The organism is Streptomyces sp. NPDC002817 (assembly GCF_053592055.1).
The window spans coordinates 48,591-65,522 of record NZ_JBSFUY010000008.1 but is presented as its reverse complement, the minus strand read 5'-3'; the positions used below and the strand labels follow the sequence as shown (position 1 = coordinate 65,522).

The 16,932-nt window shown below is 72.1% G+C and carries 19 protein-coding genes; 9 read left to right on the top strand and 10 right to left on the bottom strand.

The features are described from left to right. Position 1 precedes the first annotated feature (1 nt). Entirely contained in the window at positions 2–700 is a 699-nt protein-coding gene (locus ACWD3I_RS17555; RefSeq protein WP_365400516.1) for a nucleopolyhedrovirus P10 family protein, read from the bottom strand. 87 nt (positions 701–787) lie between these two features. Here ACWD3I_RS17555 and ACWD3I_RS17550 point away from each other — a divergent pair, with 87 nt between their 5' ends. The 5 genes from ACWD3I_RS17550 to amaP are packed head-to-tail and all read left to right on the top strand — an operon-like array spanning position 788 to position 3,101. Then, complete coding sequence (locus ACWD3I_RS17550; protein WP_046257708.1) at positions 788–1,252, top strand: Asp23/Gls24 family envelope stress response protein; 465 nt, start codon at positions 788–790, stop codon at positions 1,250–1,252. Positions 1,253–1,280: 28 nt separating this feature from the next. Next, on the top strand, positions 1,281–1,472 hold the full coding sequence (locus ACWD3I_RS17545; RefSeq protein WP_046257709.1) for a hypothetical protein: 192 nt from the start codon (positions 1,281–1,283) through the stop codon (positions 1,470–1,472). Positions 1,473–1,477: 5 nt separating this feature from the next. Further along, positions 1,478–1,852, top strand: coding sequence for an Asp23/Gls24 family envelope stress response protein (locus tag ACWD3I_RS17540; protein WP_365400520.1), 375 nt, complete (start codon positions 1,478–1,480; stop codon positions 1,850–1,852). After that, on the top strand, positions 1,849–2,517 hold the full coding sequence (locus tag ACWD3I_RS17535) for a DUF6286 domain-containing protein (RefSeq protein ID WP_365400523.1): 669 nt from the start codon (positions 1,849–1,851) through the stop codon (positions 2,515–2,517). The genes ACWD3I_RS17540 and ACWD3I_RS17535 overlap by 4 nt, the downstream gene beginning before the upstream one ends. Before the next feature lie 5 nt (positions 2,518–2,522). Then, the gene (gene amaP / locus ACWD3I_RS17530; protein WP_365400527.1) at positions 2,523–3,101 is read left to right on the top strand and encodes an alkaline shock response membrane anchor protein AmaP; all 579 of its coding nucleotides are present in this window, start codon (positions 2,523–2,525) and stop codon (positions 3,099–3,101) included. Between the two features lie 3 nt (positions 3,102–3,104). On the opposite strand, the gene ACWD3I_RS17525 is transcribed toward amaP, so the two are convergent. From ACWD3I_RS17525 to ACWD3I_RS17505, 5 genes are read right to left on the bottom strand one after another with little or no spacing between them, the layout of a single operon-like run. Then, positions 3,105–3,860: an SDR family oxidoreductase gene (locus tag ACWD3I_RS17525; protein ID WP_365400530.1), complete on the bottom strand. Its 756-nt coding sequence runs from the start codon at positions 3,858–3,860 to the stop codon at positions 3,105–3,107. A 5-nt stretch (positions 3,861–3,865) separates the two neighbouring features. Continuing rightward, positions 3,866–5,650 (bottom strand): glycoside hydrolase family 15 protein, encoded by a 1,785-nt coding sequence (locus tag ACWD3I_RS17520; protein WP_365400533.1) that lies wholly within the window; start codon positions 5,648–5,650, stop codon positions 3,866–3,868. 33 nt (positions 5,651–5,683) lie between these two features. Then, positions 5,684–5,959, bottom strand: a complete 276-nt coding sequence (locus tag ACWD3I_RS17515; RefSeq protein WP_365400536.1) for a hypothetical protein — start codon at positions 5,957–5,959, stop codon at positions 5,684–5,686. Further along, positions 5,956–6,525, bottom strand: coding sequence for a SigE family RNA polymerase sigma factor (locus tag ACWD3I_RS17510; RefSeq protein ID WP_307032526.1), 570 nt, complete (start codon positions 6,523–6,525; stop codon positions 5,956–5,958). The genes ACWD3I_RS17515 and ACWD3I_RS17510 overlap by 4 nt, the downstream gene beginning before the upstream one ends. Beyond that, on the bottom strand, positions 6,522–8,054 hold the full coding sequence (locus tag ACWD3I_RS17505; RefSeq protein ID WP_365400539.1) for a sodium:solute symporter family protein: 1,533 nt from the start codon (positions 8,052–8,054) through the stop codon (positions 6,522–6,524). The genes ACWD3I_RS17510 and ACWD3I_RS17505 overlap by 4 nt, the downstream gene beginning before the upstream one ends. A gap of 179 nt (positions 8,055–8,233) precedes the next feature. Here ACWD3I_RS17505 and ACWD3I_RS17500 point away from each other — a divergent pair, with 179 nt between their 5' ends. The 4 genes from ACWD3I_RS17500 to ACWD3I_RS17485 all read left to right on the top strand — a co-directional run bounded on the left by ACWD3I_RS17500 (position 8,234) and on the right by ACWD3I_RS17485 (position 11,866). Beyond that, the gene (locus ACWD3I_RS17500) at positions 8,234–8,449 is read left to right on the top strand and encodes a DUF3311 domain-containing protein (RefSeq protein WP_266829048.1); all 216 of its coding nucleotides are present in this window, start codon (positions 8,234–8,236) and stop codon (positions 8,447–8,449) included. A gap of 118 nt (positions 8,450–8,567) precedes the next feature. Beyond that, on the top strand, positions 8,568–10,670 hold the full coding sequence (locus tag ACWD3I_RS17495; protein ID WP_451084114.1) for a carbon starvation CstA family protein: 2,103 nt from the start codon (positions 8,568–8,570) through the stop codon (positions 10,668–10,670). Then, a complete protein-coding gene (locus ACWD3I_RS17490) occupies positions 10,667–10,855 on the top strand; it encodes a YbdD/YjiX family protein (RefSeq protein WP_365400545.1) in 189 nt (62 codons plus the stop codon). The genes ACWD3I_RS17495 and ACWD3I_RS17490 overlap by 4 nt, the downstream gene beginning before the upstream one ends. 72 nt (positions 10,856–10,927) lie before the next feature. After that, positions 10,928–11,866: a hypothetical protein gene (locus ACWD3I_RS17485; protein WP_365400548.1), complete on the top strand. Its 939-nt coding sequence runs from the start codon at positions 10,928–10,930 to the stop codon at positions 11,864–11,866. Between the two features lie 22 nt (positions 11,867–11,888). Here the strand turns inward: ACWD3I_RS17485 and ACWD3I_RS17480 are convergent, their stop codons facing one another. The 4 genes from ACWD3I_RS17480 to ACWD3I_RS17465 all read right to left on the bottom strand — a co-directional run bounded on the left by ACWD3I_RS17480 (position 11,889) and on the right by ACWD3I_RS17465 (position 16,803). Further along, positions 11,889–12,680, bottom strand: a complete 792-nt coding sequence (locus ACWD3I_RS17480) for an SURF1 family cytochrome oxidase biogenesis protein (protein WP_365400551.1) — start codon at positions 12,678–12,680, stop codon at positions 11,889–11,891. A 48-nt stretch (positions 12,681–12,728) separates the two neighbouring features. Continuing rightward, on the bottom strand, positions 12,729–12,962 hold the full coding sequence (locus ACWD3I_RS17475) for a hypothetical protein (RefSeq protein ID WP_079083468.1): 234 nt from the start codon (positions 12,960–12,962) through the stop codon (positions 12,729–12,731). Positions 12,963–13,041: 79 nt separating this feature from the next. Continuing rightward, a complete protein-coding gene (locus ACWD3I_RS17470; RefSeq protein ID WP_365400554.1) occupies positions 13,042–14,028 on the bottom strand; it encodes a DEDDh family exonuclease in 987 nt (328 codons plus the stop codon). Positions 14,029–14,208: 180 nt separating this feature from the next. After that, a complete protein-coding gene (locus tag ACWD3I_RS17465; protein ID WP_365400557.1) occupies positions 14,209–16,803 on the bottom strand; it encodes an MXAN_6230/SCO0854 family RING domain-containing protein in 2,595 nt (864 codons plus the stop codon). Positions 16,804–16,932 lie beyond the last annotated feature (129 nt).

The following is a 16,932-nucleotide window of genomic DNA, read 5'->3' as shown; positions in this document are numbered from 1 at the left end:
CTCACCCGACGGCGGTGACCAGCACCGCCACGGTCGGGTGACCGGGGAGCGCCTTCCCCACCTCTTGGCGGACCGCCCGGGCGACATCCACCGCCCGGCGCTCCGCATCCACCGCCACCTCCACCCGGACGTGGCGCCGCGGCAGGGCCGTCTCGCCCTGCCGCTCCTCGATCTGCACCGCACGGCCCAGCGCGGCGGTCAGCCCGGTGACACCGGGCACCGACAGCGCCGCGGCGGCCGCGGGATCGTCGGCCGGCTCGGCCGACGCCGGTTCCGGCCGCCGTACGGGTTCGGCTTCCGGTTCCGCGTCCAGCAGGGACGTCACCCGCAGGTCGACCTCGGTCACCGTCAGACCGAGCCGCTGCGTCGCCGCCGTCGACAGGGCGGTGCGCAGGAGGGCCGCCGTGGCCGGCAGCGGCTCGTCCGCCGTCGCCGCGAAGTCCGCCGTCACCCGCAGCGGGCCCGGCGGCAGCGCACTGGGCGGAGGCGGTACGACGGGGTCGTGCACGTCCTCCGGGTCGGCGAGGGAGATCCGCAGCCGGTCCAGCCGTACGCCGCGCAGCCCCCGTACCGCACGCCGCAGCACCGCCTCGGCCGCCTCCTCCGCGATCCACGCGCCGTCGTGCGCGCCGCCCAGCGGCAGCAGCCTGCCGAGCCCCAGCTGATGCCGCACTGTCTGCGCCCACCGGTCCGCCGTCATTGCTCCAGCCTGCCGCATCGACGGCGCGCAACGACGTAACCCCGCTTACGGTGGTCGAAGGAGGACGATCAGAAGGGACGTACGGCGATGACTGACATGACGCAGACTCCCGAGGTGGAGACCGGCGTGCAGCCGCGCAAGCCCACCAAACGCGGTGGAGGGGACCCGGCGACGCGCGGGCGCACCACCATCGCCGACGGGGTCGTGGAGAAGATCGCCGGGCTGGCAGCCCGGGACGTGGTCGGCGTGCACGCGATGGGCAGTGGGCTGAGCCGCACCTTCGGGGCCGTGCGGGACCGGGTGCCGGGCGGGGCGAAGTCCGTGACCCGGGGCGTGAAGGTCGAGGTCGGCGAGGTGCAGACCGCGCTCGACCTGGAGATCGTCGTCGACTACGGCGTGTCGATCAACGAGGTGGCCCACGCCGTACGGGAGAACGTGATCGCGGCGGTGGAGCGGATGACCGGCCTCGAGGTCGTCGAGGTCAACATCGCGGTGAGCGATGTGAAGCTGCCCGAGGAAGAGGACGAAGAGCCGGAGTCCCGGCTCCAGTGAGTCCGGCGAGAGCTGAGGGGAGCGCAGGATGAGCATGGCCGTGGTCGGCATGATCGCCGGCATGGCGCTGGGCTTCGCCGGGTACTTCGGCGGATTCGGTGCCTTCCTGCTGGTGGCGGCCCTGGGCGCCATCGGTTTCGTCGTCGGGCGGTTTCTGGAGGGGGACCTGGAGCTCGGTGACTTCTTCCGTACCCGTGACAGCCGCCGTGACCGGCGGTGACATAGGTGACCACCGACTCCGGTGAGCTCCGCAGACCGCTGACCGTCGTCCCGCCCGGAGAGCGCGGTGCGACCCGGATCGCCGACCGGGTCGTGGCGAAGATCGCCTCCCAGGCGGCGGGCGAGGCGATCGGCGACCTCCCCGAGGGGGCCGCACGCCCGCACGCCGCGGTCGTCGTCCACCATCGGACCGCCCGCGTCCGTGTCCACCTCGAACTCGGCTACCCCGCCGACATCGGCGCCCGCTGTGCTCAGGTGCGTCGTCATGTCGGGGAGCGGGTAGTCGCGTTGGTGGGAATGGAGGTGTCGGAGGTCGTCGTCCATGTGGAACGACTGCACCTGACGCCGCCGTACGGTCCGGCACAGGGGAGGACGCGATGAGCGAGCCCCAGGGCTCACAGGGCACGGAAGGCACCACACAACGACTACCGGTGCTGGAGAAGGCGACCGACACCGACACCGGGGAGTACGAACCCCCACCCGTACCGGAGGATGAGGGCGCGGCAGAGGGCCGTTTCTGGTCGGCACGGCGCGTCCCCGCGGGCATCGTCGCGCTGCTGCTCGTGGTGGTCGCCGGATTCTTCCTCTACGACATCACAGCGGTCCGCGCCGAGCAGCCCGCCATGCGCTGGCGCCGAGAGCTGGCCGCGCAACTCGCCGAACGCCCCCTCGACGACACCTGGGTCCTCGTCGGCGCCGGCATCGCCGCGGCGCTCGGCGTCTGGCTGATCGTCCTCGCCGCCACCCCCGGTCTGCGCGGCGTCCTGTCGATGCGGCGCATCCGGACCGACGTACGCGCCGGACTCCACCGCGAGGCCGCCGCCCTGGTCCTGCGCGACCGGGCCGTGGAGGTCGCCGGCGTCCAGTCGGTACACGTACGCCTGACCCGCACCAAGGCCGACGTCGGCGCGGTCTCGCACTTCCGCGAACTGGACGACGTACGCGCCGACCTCGACGCCACGCTGGCCGAGGCGATCAGCGGGCTCGGCCTGGCCAGGCCGCCCGCGCTGTCGGTGCATGTACGGCGGCCGGGAAAGAAGGGGTGAGTCCGATGCTGCGGATCGTCAACCGTGTCGTGCTCGGTGTGGCCGGACTCGTCCTGCTGGTGGTCGGCGGTTCGGTGCTGGCCGTGGGGCTGGGGCTGAACCCGCCGTCCTGGTGGATCCACGACGGCCCTCACGACGTACTGCTCGACGACACCGAACGCACCCGCTGGGAGAACCACGGCTGGTGGTGGCCGACCGTCCTCGCCGTACTGGCCGTCCTCGTCCTGCTCGCCCTGTGGTGGCTGACCGCGAACCTGCGCCGGCACCGTCTGACCGAGCTCCTGGTGGACACCGGCGACGGCGAGGGCGCGCTGCTGCGGGGCCGGGCCCTGGAAGGCGTACTGGCCAACGAGGCGACCGAGCTGGACGGCGTGTCCCATGCCCACGTCCACCTGACGGGCAGGCGCAACGCCCCGGAGACCCGCGTACGGCTCCTGCTGGAACCGCACGTGGACCCCGGGACGGTGCTGAGCCACCTGACGACGGAGGCCCTGACCCACGCCCGCACTTCGGCGGGCCTGGCGTCACTGCCGGCGGAGGTCCGCCTGAAGGCGGTCAAGCACCGGGCGGAAAGGGTCAGTTGACATCTAGAACCCGTGCCGCATGCCGCCGTCCACAGGGACCATGATCCCGGTCAGGTAGGAGGCGGCCGGCGACAGCAGGAACGCCGCCGTGCGCCCGAACTCCTCCGGAGTCCCGTACCGCCGCAACGGAATCCTCGACTCGTTGGCCGCACGCGTGGCCTCCGGGTCCGCGGACAACCCGTCCAGCTCGCGCACGCGATCCGTGTCGATACGGGACGGCAGCAGCCCCACGACCCGGATCCCGCGCGGCCCCAACTCGTCCGCGAGGGACTTCGCGAACCCGGCGAGCCCCGGACGCAGCCCGTTCGAGATGGTCAGCCCCGGAATCGGCTCGTGCACCGAGCCCGACAGCACGAACCCGATGACACCGCCCGCCTCCAGCCCGGCCGCCGCCGCGCGGGCGAGCCGCACCGCGCCCAGGAACACCGACTCGAAGGCCGTGGCCCACTGCTCGTCCGTGTTGTCCGCGAGGAAGCCCGGCGCCGGACCGCCGACGCTGACGAGGATGCCGTCGAAGCCGCCGAAGCGCTCCCGCGCGGCCGCGATCAGCCGTGCGGGAGCATCCGGATCGGCGTTGTCGACGGCCACCCCGACCGCGTTCGGCCCCAGCTCGGCCGCCGCGTCGGCGGTCCGCTTCTCGTCGCGCCCGGTGAGAACGACCTTCGCCCCGTCGGCGACCAGCTCACGCGCGGACGCGTTGCCGAGGCCACGCGTGGCCCCGGTGACGACGTACACGCGGTCCTTCAGTCCAAGATCCATGGCTCCTATCCTGCCTCCTCGCCCCCGAACAGGGCGAGGGCGGTGTTCACCAGACCGATGTGGCTGAACGCCTGCGGGAAGTTGCCGAGCTGCACGCCGCCCACCGGGTCGTACTCCTCGGCCAGCAGCCCCACGTCGTTGGTCAGCGCCAGCAGCCGTTCGAAGAGGTCCCGTGCCTCCTTCGTACGGCCCGTCATGTGGAGCGCGTCGGCGAGCCAGAACGAACACGCCAGGAACGCGCCCTCGCCGCCGGGCAGCCCGTCCACGGGCATCCCCTCGACGCTGTAACGCCGTACGAAACCGCCGTGGTTCAGCTCCGCGCGGACCGCGTCGACGGTGCCGACGACCCGGGGGTCGTCCGGCGGCAGGAAGCCGACGCGCGGGATCAGCAGCAGGGACGCGTCGAGCTCGCGCGAGCCGTAGTACTGGGTGAACGTGTTCCGCTCGGGGTCGTAGCCCTTCTCGCACACCTCGCCGTGCACCTCGTCGCGCAGCGCGCGCCAGCCGTCCACGTCGCCGCTCAGCTCCGGGTAGGTCTCCAGGGCGCGCACCGCGCGGTCGGCGGCGACCCACACCATGATCCTCGAGTGGACGAAGTCGCGGCGGCCGCCGCGCACCTCCCACAGCCCCTCGTCCGGCTGCCGCCAGGAGGCCCGGAGAAAGTCCAGCAGGACGCTCTGGAGGGACCACATGTGCGGTTTCGCGGGCAGCCCCGCCCGCCGGGCCACCGACAGCGAGTCCATGACCTCGCCGTACACGTCCAGCTGGAGCTGTTTCACGGCCTCGTTGCCGATCCGTACGGGCTTGGAGCCGGCGAAACCGGACAGCCACGGCAGTTCGTACTCGGGCAGCCGCCGCTCGCCCGCGAGGCCGTACATGATCTGGAGGTCGGCCGGGTCGCCGGCGACCGCGCGCAGCAGCCAGTCCCGCCAGGCCTCGGCCTCCTCCAGATAGCCGCACGACGCCAGGGCGCCCAGGGTGAGCGTGGAGTCGCGCAGCCAGCAGTAGCGGTAGTCCCAGTTGCGTACCCCGCCCAGTTCCTCGGGCAGTGAGGTGGTGGCCGCGGCCACGATGCCGCCGGTCGGCCGGTAGGTGAGCGCCTTCAGGGTGATCAGGGAACGGACCACGGCGTCCCGGTGCGGACCGTCGTAGCGGCAGCGCGCCGCCCACGCCTGCCAGTCGGTGACGCTGGACTCCAGCGACTCGTACGGGTCGACCAGCGGAGGGCGCGGCTCGTGCGAGGGGTGCCAGGTGAGCACGAAGGCGACCTTCTCGCCCTTCTCGACGGTGAACTCCGAGTGCGTCCCGAGGTGTTCGCCCCAGGTGTGTACCGGCGGCTCGCTGCGCAGCCACGTCGAGTCGGGCCCCGCGACGGCCACCCGGTGTCCGTCGGACTCGCGCACCCACGGCACGACCGAGCCGTAGTCGAAGCGCAGCCTGAGCGTGCTGCGCACGGTGACCCGGCCGCTGAGACCTTCCACGATGCGTACGAGGTCGGGAGCCTGGTGGCGTTGCGGCATAAGGTCGGTGACGCGCACCGAGCCTTCGCCGGTCTCCCAGTCGGTGTCCAGGACGAGGGTGCCTGGGCGGTAGGCGCGGCGGGTGCACTCACCGTCGACTCCCTTGGGCGCGATGCGCCAATGGCCGTTCTCCTCGTCGCCGAGAAGTCTGGCGAAGCAGGCGGCGGAGTCGAAGCGGGGCAGGCACAGCCAGTCGACGCTGCCGTCCTTGCCGACCAGGGCAGCTGTCTGTTCGTCGCCGATCAGGGCGTAATCCTCGATACGGGGCACGGGATGCGGGTTCCCGGTGAACCCCGGCGACAATCAGGGGGAGGGCCGGGGGAGTGACGCCTGCGTACCGGAGAAGATGACCCCCGGGTCGGCGGGCGCCTGGTTCAGCACCCACAGACCGATCAGCGTCGCCAGTGCGAAGACGACCGCGATGAGCACGGCCAGGACGAGCCGGCGGCGGCGTTCGCGGCGCAGCCACTCGCCGCGTGCCGTGCGATAGGCGTCGGGGGCCGCGTGCACACCGCCCGCCAACGCGGCCAGCGCCTCCTGGAGTTCCCGCTCGGTGCGGTCCGGGGTCGTGTCCTTCATCGCCGGGCCTCCATCGCCTGGGTCAGGGCGGCGAGGCCGCGTGCCGTGTGCGTCTTGACGGAGCCGCAGGAGATCCCCATCGCGGAGGCGATCTCGCTCTCCTTCAGACCGAGCCAGTGTCGCAGCACCAGCGCCTCGCGCTGGCGGGGCGGCAGCTGCTGGAGGGCGTCGATGAGGACGCGCTGGTCGTCGTGGAGGAGTGCGGTGCTCTCGGCGGAGGCGACGAGCTCGTCCAGTGGGGCAGGAGGGTTCTCCACGTGTCTGCGGGCAACTTGGAGGTGCCGTATCCGCATCCGGGTCAGATTGCAGACGGTGGAGCGCAGATAGGCCTCCGCCGCCTCGGTGTCCCGCAGCCGCCGCCACTTGCGGTAGATCTGGTAGTAGGCCTCGGCGACCACGTTCTCCGGGTCGTCGGCGCCGAGCAGCACGGCGAGCCGCAGCATCGAGGCGTAGTGCTGCTCGAAGAGCCGGGCCACCCCGGCCTCGCGTTCCAGCTCGGCCGGATCGGTCGCCGCGGGGGTGAGCGGTACCGGTACGGAGGTGGTGTGTCTCAGGTGCTGTCTCACGGGTTGTTCGCTCCCGTCTCCGGGCGCCGGCCGAGGGTCAGGCGCGACGGCAGATCGGTCAGGTCGGCGCCGCGCGGGACGCCGAGTCGTTCGAGGACCGCGGTGCCGATCACGGCGACGGTCAGGTTGAGCAGGAGGGCGGTGAGGCCGGCGTAGATCTGGAAGGGGCCGGTGCCGACCGACGAGAACCCCTCGCGGACGACCAGGTAGGTGCCGGACAGCATGCCCGCGCCCCATCCGGCGAGCAGCGCCCGTGGATGCAGCCGTCCGGTGAACAGGCCCACGGCGACGGCCGGGAAGATCTGGAGGATCCAGACCCCGCCGAGGAGTTGGAGGTTGACGGCGTCCTGGTCGCGCAGTCCGAACACGAACGCGACCGCGCCGACCTTAGCCGTCAGCGACACGGCCTTGGCGATGCGCACCTGGCGCTTGGGCGTGGCGGTGGGGTGTACGTACTCGACGTAGACGTTGCGCACGAAGCTGGTGGCCGCCGCGATCGACATCACCGCGGCCGGGACCAGCGCCCCCACGGTGATCGCCCCGAACACCAGTCCGGCCAGCGGCCCCGGCATCAGTCGGTCGACCAGCATCGGTACGGCGGTCTCGGCGCCGCCCTCCGGTGCCCGCACACCCGCCGCGAGCGCCGCGATGCCGAGGAACCCGAAGAGGGCGAGCAGCCCGGTCCAGGCGGGCAGGGCCACGGCGACCTTGCGCAGGGTGCGCGGGCTGTCGGCGGCGAAGGCGGCGGTCAGGACGTGCGGGTACATCAGCAGGGCGAGGGCGGAGCCGAGAGCGAGGGTGGCGTAGGAGGGCTGCTGCTCGGGGGAGAGCAGCAGCGCCGGGCCGCCGAGGCGTTCGGCGGCTCCGTCGAAGACGGCGCCCGGTCCGCCGAGCCGTTCCAGGACCAGCCAGGTGACGGCGGTGAGCGAGACGAAGACGGCGACCGCCTTGAGCGCGGAGATCACGGTGGGCGCCCGCAGTCCGTGCCGGTAGGTGGCCACCGCGAGGCCCGCGAACAGCGCCACCATCACCAGATCACCGGCCGCGCCCCGCGGATAGACGCCCCCCGCGGTCAGCACCGCCCGTATCCCGAGCAACTGGAGCGCCAGATACGGCATCGTCGCCAGGATCCCGGTCAGCGCGACCACCAGGGCCAGCGGCGCCGAACCGTAGCGGCCGCGCACGAAGTCGGCGGCGGTGATGTAGCCGTGCCGCCGGGCCACCTCCCCGAGGCGGCTGAGCAGCACGAAGGCGATCGGGCAGACGATCACCGTGTACGGCACCGCGAAGAAGGCGGCCGCGCCGTTGCCGTACGCCAGCCCCGGTACGGCCGTGAAGGTGTACGCGGTGAAGATCGTGCCGCCCAGCAACAGCCAGGTCCACACCGGGCCGAGGCTGCGGTCGGCGAGCGCCCAGCCCTCCAGGGACGGCAGCCGGTCGCTGGGGTGCAGCCGGCGCGCGGTCACGGCGAGCAGCGACGCTCCGCCGATCACGGCGAGGAACGTCGCGGTCATGGCGCTGTCGGCCATGGTCACCGTCCTTGGTGTGCCCGCAGGTGTGGCTTGACCCTCGCGCAAGAGTTGCGCGTGCGGCCGGTTCGGATGACAGGGAACCGGCGGGAAATCTTCTCGACATTCGCTGTCAACCGTCTGCGACGGGTGGGCAACTCTTGCACAGACCCACAGTGAAGGGGAGAGGAGCGCAGGTCATGGCACGGACCGGTCATCACCGGCTACGGCGCGTCGCGATCGCCGTACTGCTTCTCGCACCCGCCGCGGGACTGCTGTGGGTTCCGCTGTACGCCGGCGCGGAGCCGCGGCTTGCGGGGACGCCGTTCTTCTACTGGTACCAGCTGGCCTGGGTGCCGGGGTGCGGTCTCTGTCTGCTCGCGGCGTACGCGCTGACGGACCGACACCGCCGCTGAGTCCTTCCCTCCTTTCTCTTCCTTTTCCCTTCCTTTCTCGTTCCACCGTTTCCGGTGAGGAGCCGCCATGCCCGAAACCGCCCTTCAGCCTGCCCTTGAGTCGCCTGAAAAGTCACGTATGTCACCTCGGTCGATCCTCTTGTGGGCGGCCGTCGCGCTGCTCGGCGCGGTCGCCTGGGGCGTCCTCGCGCTGGCCCGCGGGGAGAAGATCTCCGCGGTCTGGCTGGTCGTCGCCGCGCTCGGCTCGTACGCGATCGCCTACCGCTTCTACTCCCGCTTCATCGTGCGGCGCGTCCTGAAACCGGACGACCGCCGGGCCACCCCGGCCGAGCGACTGGAGGACGGCGTCGACTTCCACCCCACCGACCGCCGGGTGCTCCTCGGCCACCACTTCGCGGCGATCGCGGGCGCCGGACCGCTCGTGGGCCCGGTCCTCGCGGCCCAGATGGGCTATCTGCCCGGCACGCTGTGGATCGTCGCGGGAGTGATCTTCGCGGGTGCGGTGCAGGACATGGTCGTGCTGTTCCTGTCCATGCGCCGGGACGGCAAGTCGCTCGGGCAGATGGCCCGGGACGAGATCGGCCGGGCGGGCGGCGCGGCGGCGCTGATCGCGGTCTTCGCCATCATGATCATCCTCCTTGGCGTACTCGCCCTGGTCGTGGTCAACGCCCTCGCCCACTCCCCGTGGGGCACCTTCTCCGTCGCGATGACCATCCCGATCGCCCTGTTCATGGGCTTCTGGCTGCACCGCATCCGCCCCGGCCGGGTCGTCGAGACCAGCCTCATCGGTGTCGTACTGCTGCTGCTCGCGATCGTCGGCGGCAGCTGGGTCCAGGAGTCCTCGCTGGCCTCGACCTTCACCCTGAGCCCGACGACCCTCGTCTTCTGTCTCGTCGGCTACGGCTTCGTCGCCTCCGTCCTCCCGGTCTGGATGCTGCTCGCCCCCCGCGACTACCTCTCCACCTTCATGAAGATCGGCACGATCGCGCTGCTCGCGGTGGGGGTCGTGGTCGCCGCCCCGGTGCTGCGCGCGGACGCGGTGACCGACTTCGCCTCATCGGGCGCGGGCCCGGTCTTCGCCGGTTCGCTGTTCCCCTTCCTCTTCATCACGATCGCCTGCGGCGCCCTGTCCGGCTTCCACGCCCTGGTCTCCTCCGGGACGACTCCCAAGCTGATCCAGAAGGAGTCGCAGATCCGGATGATCGGCTACGGCGCCATGCTGATGGAGTCGTTCGTCGCGATCATGGCGCTGATCGCCGCGGCGACCCTGGAGCCGGGCCTGTACTACGCGATGAACGCCCCGGCGGGGCTGCTCGGCACGACGGCCGAGTCGGCGTCCCACGCGGTCGCGGGCCTGGGCTTCACCATCACGCCCGACCAGCTCACGCAGGCCGCGAAGGCGGTGGAGGAACAGACACTGATCGCCCGCTCCGGAGGCGCCCCGACCCTCGCCGTCGGCATGTCGGAGATCTTCTCCGGGGTCTTCGGCGGGACGGCCATGAAGGCCTTCTGGTACCACTTCGCGATCATGTTCGAGGCGCTGTTCATCCTGACGACCGTCGACGCGGGCACCCGGGTCGGGCGCTTCATGCTCCAGGACATGCTCGGCAACGTCTGGAAGCCGGTCGGCCGGGTCAACTGGAAGCCCGGCATCTGGCTGTGCAGCGGGCTGGTCGTGGCGGCCTGGGGCTACTTCCTCTACTCCGGCGCCACCGACCCGCTCGGCGGGATCAACCAGCTCTTCCCGCTCTTCGGCATCGCGAACCAGTTGCTGGCGGCCGTGGCCCTGACGGTGTGCACCACGGTCCTGGTGAAGTCCGGGCGGCTGCGCTGGGCCTGGGTCACCGGGGTCCCGCTGGCCTGGGTGGTCGCGATCACCTTCACCGCCGGCTGGCAGAAGATCTTCTCCGACGACCCGCGCGTCGGCTTCTTCGCCCAGCGCGCCAAGTACGCCGACGGCATCGACGCCGGGCAGGTGCTGCCGCCCGCCAAGTCCCTCGACGACATGCGGACCGTGGTCACCAACTCCACCGTCGACGGCGTACTGATCGCCCTGTTCCTGCTGCTCGTCGCGGTCGTGATCGTCAACGCGGCGGTGGTGTGCGTACGGGCCGTCCGCGCCCCGGGCACCCTGGCGACGACCGAGTCGCCGTACGTCGAGTCCCGCATCGAGGTGCCCGAGCAGGCCGGTGAGGCGCCGCTGGCCGGGGTGCGGTCGTGAGCGTCCGGCGATGGGCGCGGGCCGTCCACTGGTACCTGAGGGAGCTGACCGGGGAGACGGAGTACGACCGCTACTGCGAACGCCACCTCCGCCACCACCCGCTCGCGCCCGTACCGACCCGGCGCGACTACCAGGTGCTGCGCACCCGGCACCAGGAGGCCCACCCGCAGGGCCGCTGCTGCTGACCTCCACCGACAGGGGACCGCGGGGCGGACGCACCGTCCCGCGGTCCCCGACGACTCACCTCCGGGACCGAGATGTTCAGACGCCGCCCCGCCCTGCTGGTCCGCCCCGCACTCGACGACGACGCGCTGCACACGACCCTGACGGAGCTGCGCCCCACCCCTCAGCTGCACGGCCTGGGCGCCGGCCGCACCCGCCCCCTGTGGCAGCCGGTCGCCGAACTGCTGCGCGACACGGGCCGCGACTGGGACCGCCGGTGGCACCGGATGTCCGTACTGGCGGGGGATCTGCCGCCCGCGGTCTGCGAGCGGTGGACCGCCGACCGGCCCGGTGACGGGGACGCCCTGGTGCTGCGGGCCTGCGTACGGTCCGCGCGGGCCGCTTCCGAGGGGTGGGCCGCCGCCCGGGAGGCGGAACAGGCGTGCCTGCGTGCCGCCGACGCCTGCCCCGAGGACCCGACCCCGTGGCTGGCCCTGCTGGACGTGATGTACGCGCTCGCCGTCCCGGTCCGGGACGCCGTGCCCGTGTGGACCGAGGCCGTCGGCCGCGCCCCCTGGCACCGGGGTGCCTACCACCGGCTGCTGCGCCATCTGTCCCCGCGCGGCCCCGGCACGGTCACCGCCATGACGGACTTCGCCCGGCACGCGGCCTCCCGCGCACCGCACGGATCACCCCTGGCCCTGCTTCCGGTGGCGGCCCGCGTCGAACTGGTCGCGCACCGGCAACTGCGGGGGCGGACGGGGCTCGGGGCCGACGCCCACTGGAACGAGTCCTGGGCCGGCGAGGAGATCGAGACGGCTCTGGCCGGCTGGTTCCGCACGGCCGCGACGCCGCATGCCGAGGCCGTCGCCGACCTCAACCTCCTCGCCTTCGCCCTGGTCCGCACCCACCGTCCGAACGAGGCCGCACCCGTCTTCCGGCGTATCGGCCGCCATATGACGACGCATCCGTGGGAGCTGCTGCCGGCGCCGGAGCGCACGTTTCTCTATTGGCGCGACCGGCAGGGGGTGTGAGGAGGGGCGGGCGTCTGCGGTCTCAGACCGCCGCCGGCTCCGCCTCCGTCGCCGTTTCCTTCGCCGCCGCCTCCCGGCGGTCCCGCAGCTCGCGCCGGACCAGGACGATCCAGCCGATCGGGACGCCCGCGGCGAACAGCCACCACTGGTAGGCGTACGCGTAGTTCAGCGGGGCGTTCTCCTTGCCCGGCCTGCCGAGCAGCTCCGGGGTGTCGCCCTTGGGTTCGGGCGTGGTCAGGGCGATGTAGCCGCCGAGGACCTGCTTGCCGAGGCGCTGGGCCTCCTGCTCGCTGTTGATCAGCATGATCTGGCGGTCCGGCAGACCCTTGAGGTTCTTGATGCCGCTCGCCTCGGTCGTCTCGTCGGGCATCAGCCGCCCGGTGACGGTGACCTCGCCCGCGGGGGGTGCCGGGACCTTCGGGAAGGCGGTCTGGGTGGCACCGGTGGGGACCCAGCCGCGGTTGACCAGCAGCACCTTGCCGTCGTTCAGGACGAACGGGGTCAGGACGTGGTAGCCGACCTCGTCGTCGGAGTTGGTACGGCGGCGGACGACGAGCTCGTCATCGGTGTCGAAGCGACCCGTCGCGGTCACCGACCGGTACCGCTCCTTGCTGGTGACCGTGTGCCCGGCGGCCGTCATCCTCTCCACCGGCACCGGGTCCGCGGACAGCGCGTCGGAGACCAGCTGATTACGGGCGCTGCGCTCCTCGTAGCGATGCATCTGCCAGATGCCCAGCCGGATCATCGTGGGGATGAGAACGAGGGCGACCAGCGTGAGGATCACCCACTGCCGGGACAACAGGAAGCGGTACACCCCATGACCGTACAACTCGGGTCATGGGGTGTTCGCACAGGGGTGTGGTCAGACGCGGTCGACGATGCCCACCTTTCCCTCCGCGCGGGCGCAGTGGGCGCCGCAGAACCAGTGGCCCTCGACCTCGACGCCCTGGCCGATGATCTGCACACGGCAGTGCTCGCAGATCGGGGCCATGCGGTGGATCGCGCAGGAGAAGCAGTCGAAGACGTGCACCGCTCCCTGCGCGTGCACCTCGAAGGTCATGCCGTAGTTGTTTCCGCATACTTCGCAAGTCGCCATGCGCCACAGGGTGAGCCGTCGGTACGGCGCGGGCCAGGCGGAGGCGGGCGAGTCGCGGCGCAATCACCCGTCCGCACGGTCATCCCTGCGACGCCGGTGCCACGTTGCCCAGGAGTTGCCCGAAGGCCGCCTCATCGACGACCGGGGTGCCGAACTGCCGGGCCTTGACCACCTTCGACGTGCCCGAGTCCGGGTCGTTGGTGACGAGCAGGCTGGTCAGCCGGGAGATGCTGGTGGCGATGTGCAGCCCCGCCTCGATCGCGCGGTCCTCCAGGAGGTCGCGCTCGGTCGAGGTGTCGCCGGAGAAGGCGATCCGCATGCCCTGCTTGAGCGGTTTGCCCTCTTCGTAGCGCCCCGGGTTGGGATAGGGGCATGCGGGCCTTTTGCGGGCTGGGCGCCAACTGGTCGGCCGATAGCTGCCGTAGCTCGACTGCTGCTGCCGGGGCACGGCCCGGTCCGTCCACTCGGTCAGTGGCCGGCACTCGTGCAGCGGCAGCCGTACGCCACTCTCGGCCGCCGCCCGCAGGCTCGGCCGGAACGCCTCCGCGAGCACGCGCGCGTCGTCGAGCGCGTGGTGCGCGCGCTGCTGTACGACGCCGAAGTGGGCGGCCAGCGACTCCAGCTTGTGGTTGGGCAGCGGCAGGGCGAGCTCCTTGGACAGGGCGATGGTGCACAGCCGCTGTCGCACCGGCGCCTCGCGCTCCGCGCGTGCGTACTCCCGCGCGATCATCTGCCAGTCGAAGACCGCGTTGTGCGCGACGAGCACCCGGCCGTCCAGCCGGGTCGAGAAATCCTCGACGATGTCCTGGAAGAGGGGCGCGCCCTCGAGCACATCGCTCGTCAGACCGTGGATCCACACCGGGCCGGGGTCGCGCTCCGGGTTGACCAGTGTGTACCAGTGGTCCTCGACCTCGCCGCGCGCGTCCAGCCGGTAGACGGCCGCGGAGATTATCCGGTCGTCCCGGGCGAGGCCGGTGGTCTCCACGTCGACGACCGCGTACCCCTGCGGATACGCGGCCGGCCACGTTGTGGGGGAGGACGCTGCGGTCGACTGGTCTTCGAGCATGGTCCCTGAGGATACGGGCCCCCACTGACAGCGCCGCGCGCACCCGGCCGAGAGGGGTGCCTGTGCGGCGGCGGGCGGTGCCGCGTGTTCGCACAAAGGCGTGAGGAACCGCACGCACGCGCGCGTACGGGGCACCAACCGCGCACTGAAGCCCGGCAGTTGTTCACCGGGCCCGCCCCCTCACCCCAGCGCCGCCACCAGGTCCCCCGCCGTCAGCGCCTCCAGACCGCAGCCGTCGACGGGCCCCGGCAGCAGCCGGTACACCGACCCGGCCGCGCCCTCGGGGGCCACTCCGCCGTGGACCAGTGCGAGGAACACCTGCTTCCTCGCGGCCGCTTCACCCGCGAGGGCGTCGGCGTCCTCGGACGGCTGCCGTCTCTCCGGCGGCTCCAGGGCGCGTACGCGTGCCGCGAACTCCGTGTCCGGTTCCCCGAGGTGCCGCCGGTAGTGCCAGAGCTCGTCCACCGCGCGCGGATGCGGCGCGCGCCGTACCACCGCGACCTCGTCGCCCCGCGCGGTCGCCCGCCACACGGCCAGGTCCCACAAGGTCGTACGGCCGCAGGAGAAGTACTGATGCAGGTCCTCGGCGACCCGCCCCAGGTCGGCCCCGTGCGCATACAGGCTGTGGAAGCCCTCGGCGGCCGGCAGATGCAGGTCGGTCCACAGGAACGTGCGGCGGTCCAGGTCGACCAGCATCGGGACGTGGATGCGCGAGTCGCCCACCAGGTCGTACCGCTGACGGACCGTGCGCGGGTCGTAGGACGCGTCACGGTCCTCCAGCGCGGCGGACGGCAGCGCCATGAAGCCGGCGAAGGCGTCCAGGAGCGCCTCGAACGGGACGTCGTTGAAGCTGAAGACGACGGGCAGCGCGAACCGCACCCCACGGTCGGCGAGCGCGCCGAGGTCCAGGTCGACGTACTCGGTCGCCCCGTCCGGGGCGGGCCCCGAGACCAGATCACCGGAGTGGACCGCCGAACGGCCCTCGTACACGAGGTTGGTGTAGTCGCACAGACCCGCGAACTTCCAGTCCTCGTCGTACAGCGCCACCGACAGGTCCAGGTCCACCCGGGTGCCGGCGGGCTCCATCCAGTGCAGGAAGAGCCGCAGGACCTCCCCCGCGGGCAGCGGCTGCGTGCTGCCGCGCGGCACCGTCACGAGCGCCTTCGCGGCGGCGCTCTCGGCGGCCGGCACCGCGAGACCGGTGAGCGCCGAGTCCAGCACGGCCAGGTCGAGCCGAGGCCCGTCGGCCAGGCGGCGCAGCGCCTCGGCCTCCAGCAGCGCGCACACCTCGTCCGTCACCTCCGACGACAGCGGCACGCGCGTGTCGTCGATCGTGAAGGAGTGGGTGACCTGCCCGCGCGGGAAGAACACCCGCCGCCCGCCCGGCAGATGACGGATCCGCATCCGGCCGAGCGCGGCCAGCAGCGGACCCGGGCCCGCCTTGGGCAGCACACGGCGCAGGACGTCCCCGAACCCCTCCGGCAGCGCGTCGAGTTCGCGCAGCCGCAGCAGATGGTCGAGCCTGCGCAGCAGTTCGCCCGGCCGCTGGGTGAGCAGTTCCAGGGCGGCCGTCATGTCCTTCTCGTGCAGCGCCTGTTCGACGCGTGCCGTCCAGGTGGCGGGCTTGACGCGGACCCCGTCGACCCGCACCGCGTCCGGGTGTTCGGCGGCGGTCCGCAGCAGCGCCTCGCCGAGCGCGCCCTCGGAGGTGTCGGTGGCGCGCAGGACGGCGAACGCGAGCGCGGCCCTGGGATGGCGGGCGTGCTGCTCGTAGGGGTGCAGGATCTCGGCCGCGCGCTTCCAGGCACCCGGGTGCCGCAGCACGTCCTCGACCAGCGACGGCATCGCCAGGCCGTCGAGCATGCCGAGCAGTTGCCGGCGCAGTGCGCGCGGCAGGGAGCGCATACGGGGCGGGGCGAGCAGATCGGCCTCGCCGCCGGACCACACGCACAGCAGCCGCAGCACGTCCGTCGCGGTCGTCAGCTGCGTGGCCAGGAGCTCGGCCGCCCTCACACGCGTGTGCCGGTCGAGCAGCAGCATGCCGAGGACCAGCGCCTTGGTCCGGCGCACCGGGATGTCCGCCGGGAACCAGCCGAGGTCGGCCGGTGCGTGCGACAGCAGGATCTTCACGTCGTCCCGGTCCTGCGGCGGCAGCGGGGTGCGACGGGCCAGCAGTTTCAGCAGGGCCTTGACCGCGTCCGCCTTCGCGTCCGTGCCGAGCGTGAGCAACTTCAGCGGTCCGACCGCGAGTTCGCGCTCGTGGCGCGGCTGCTCCGGCTTCAGGAAGGGGTCGGCCCGGTCGATACGGCGATGACAGATCGGGCAACCCGCGTAGTCCGTGCCGTCCCAGCACTCCCGGCACACCAGATGCGCGCACGGCGACACCGGGTGCACGCTGCCGACCGTGCCGCACAGCACACACGGCTGGGCGGGCCACTGGAGCACCAGGGTGAAGATCCGGTCGACGTACAGCTGGAACGTGTCGTCCGGCACCGAGGCCGGGAAGCTGCGGAACATCGGCATATGGGTGCGGTCCGCGCCCAGTTCGGCGTCGATGTGCCGGATCAGCTGCCTGCCCGCGTCCCCGAGCCCGGTGGGCCCCAGCCAGGCGAGCGCCGCGTGCAGCTCCGCCGTGGGTGCGAATCCCCGGTCCAGCAGCTCGGCTTCGAGCGCGACGAGCCCTGGCGTCGTCGACGGGTCGCCCGGCCGTGGCCCGGCCTGGTCGACGTAGACGGTACGAAGGCGGCGGAGCAGCACGGACGACAGTACGGACAAGCGGAGGCCCCCGGCGGGAAGGAAGAGAGGAAGAAGGCGAGGGGCGGAGAGTGAGCGCGCTGTCAGCGTCGGAAGGGAGAAGGAAGCACGCTTGCGGAGCCGCCCCCGCGATCACGAATGTAGGAGAGC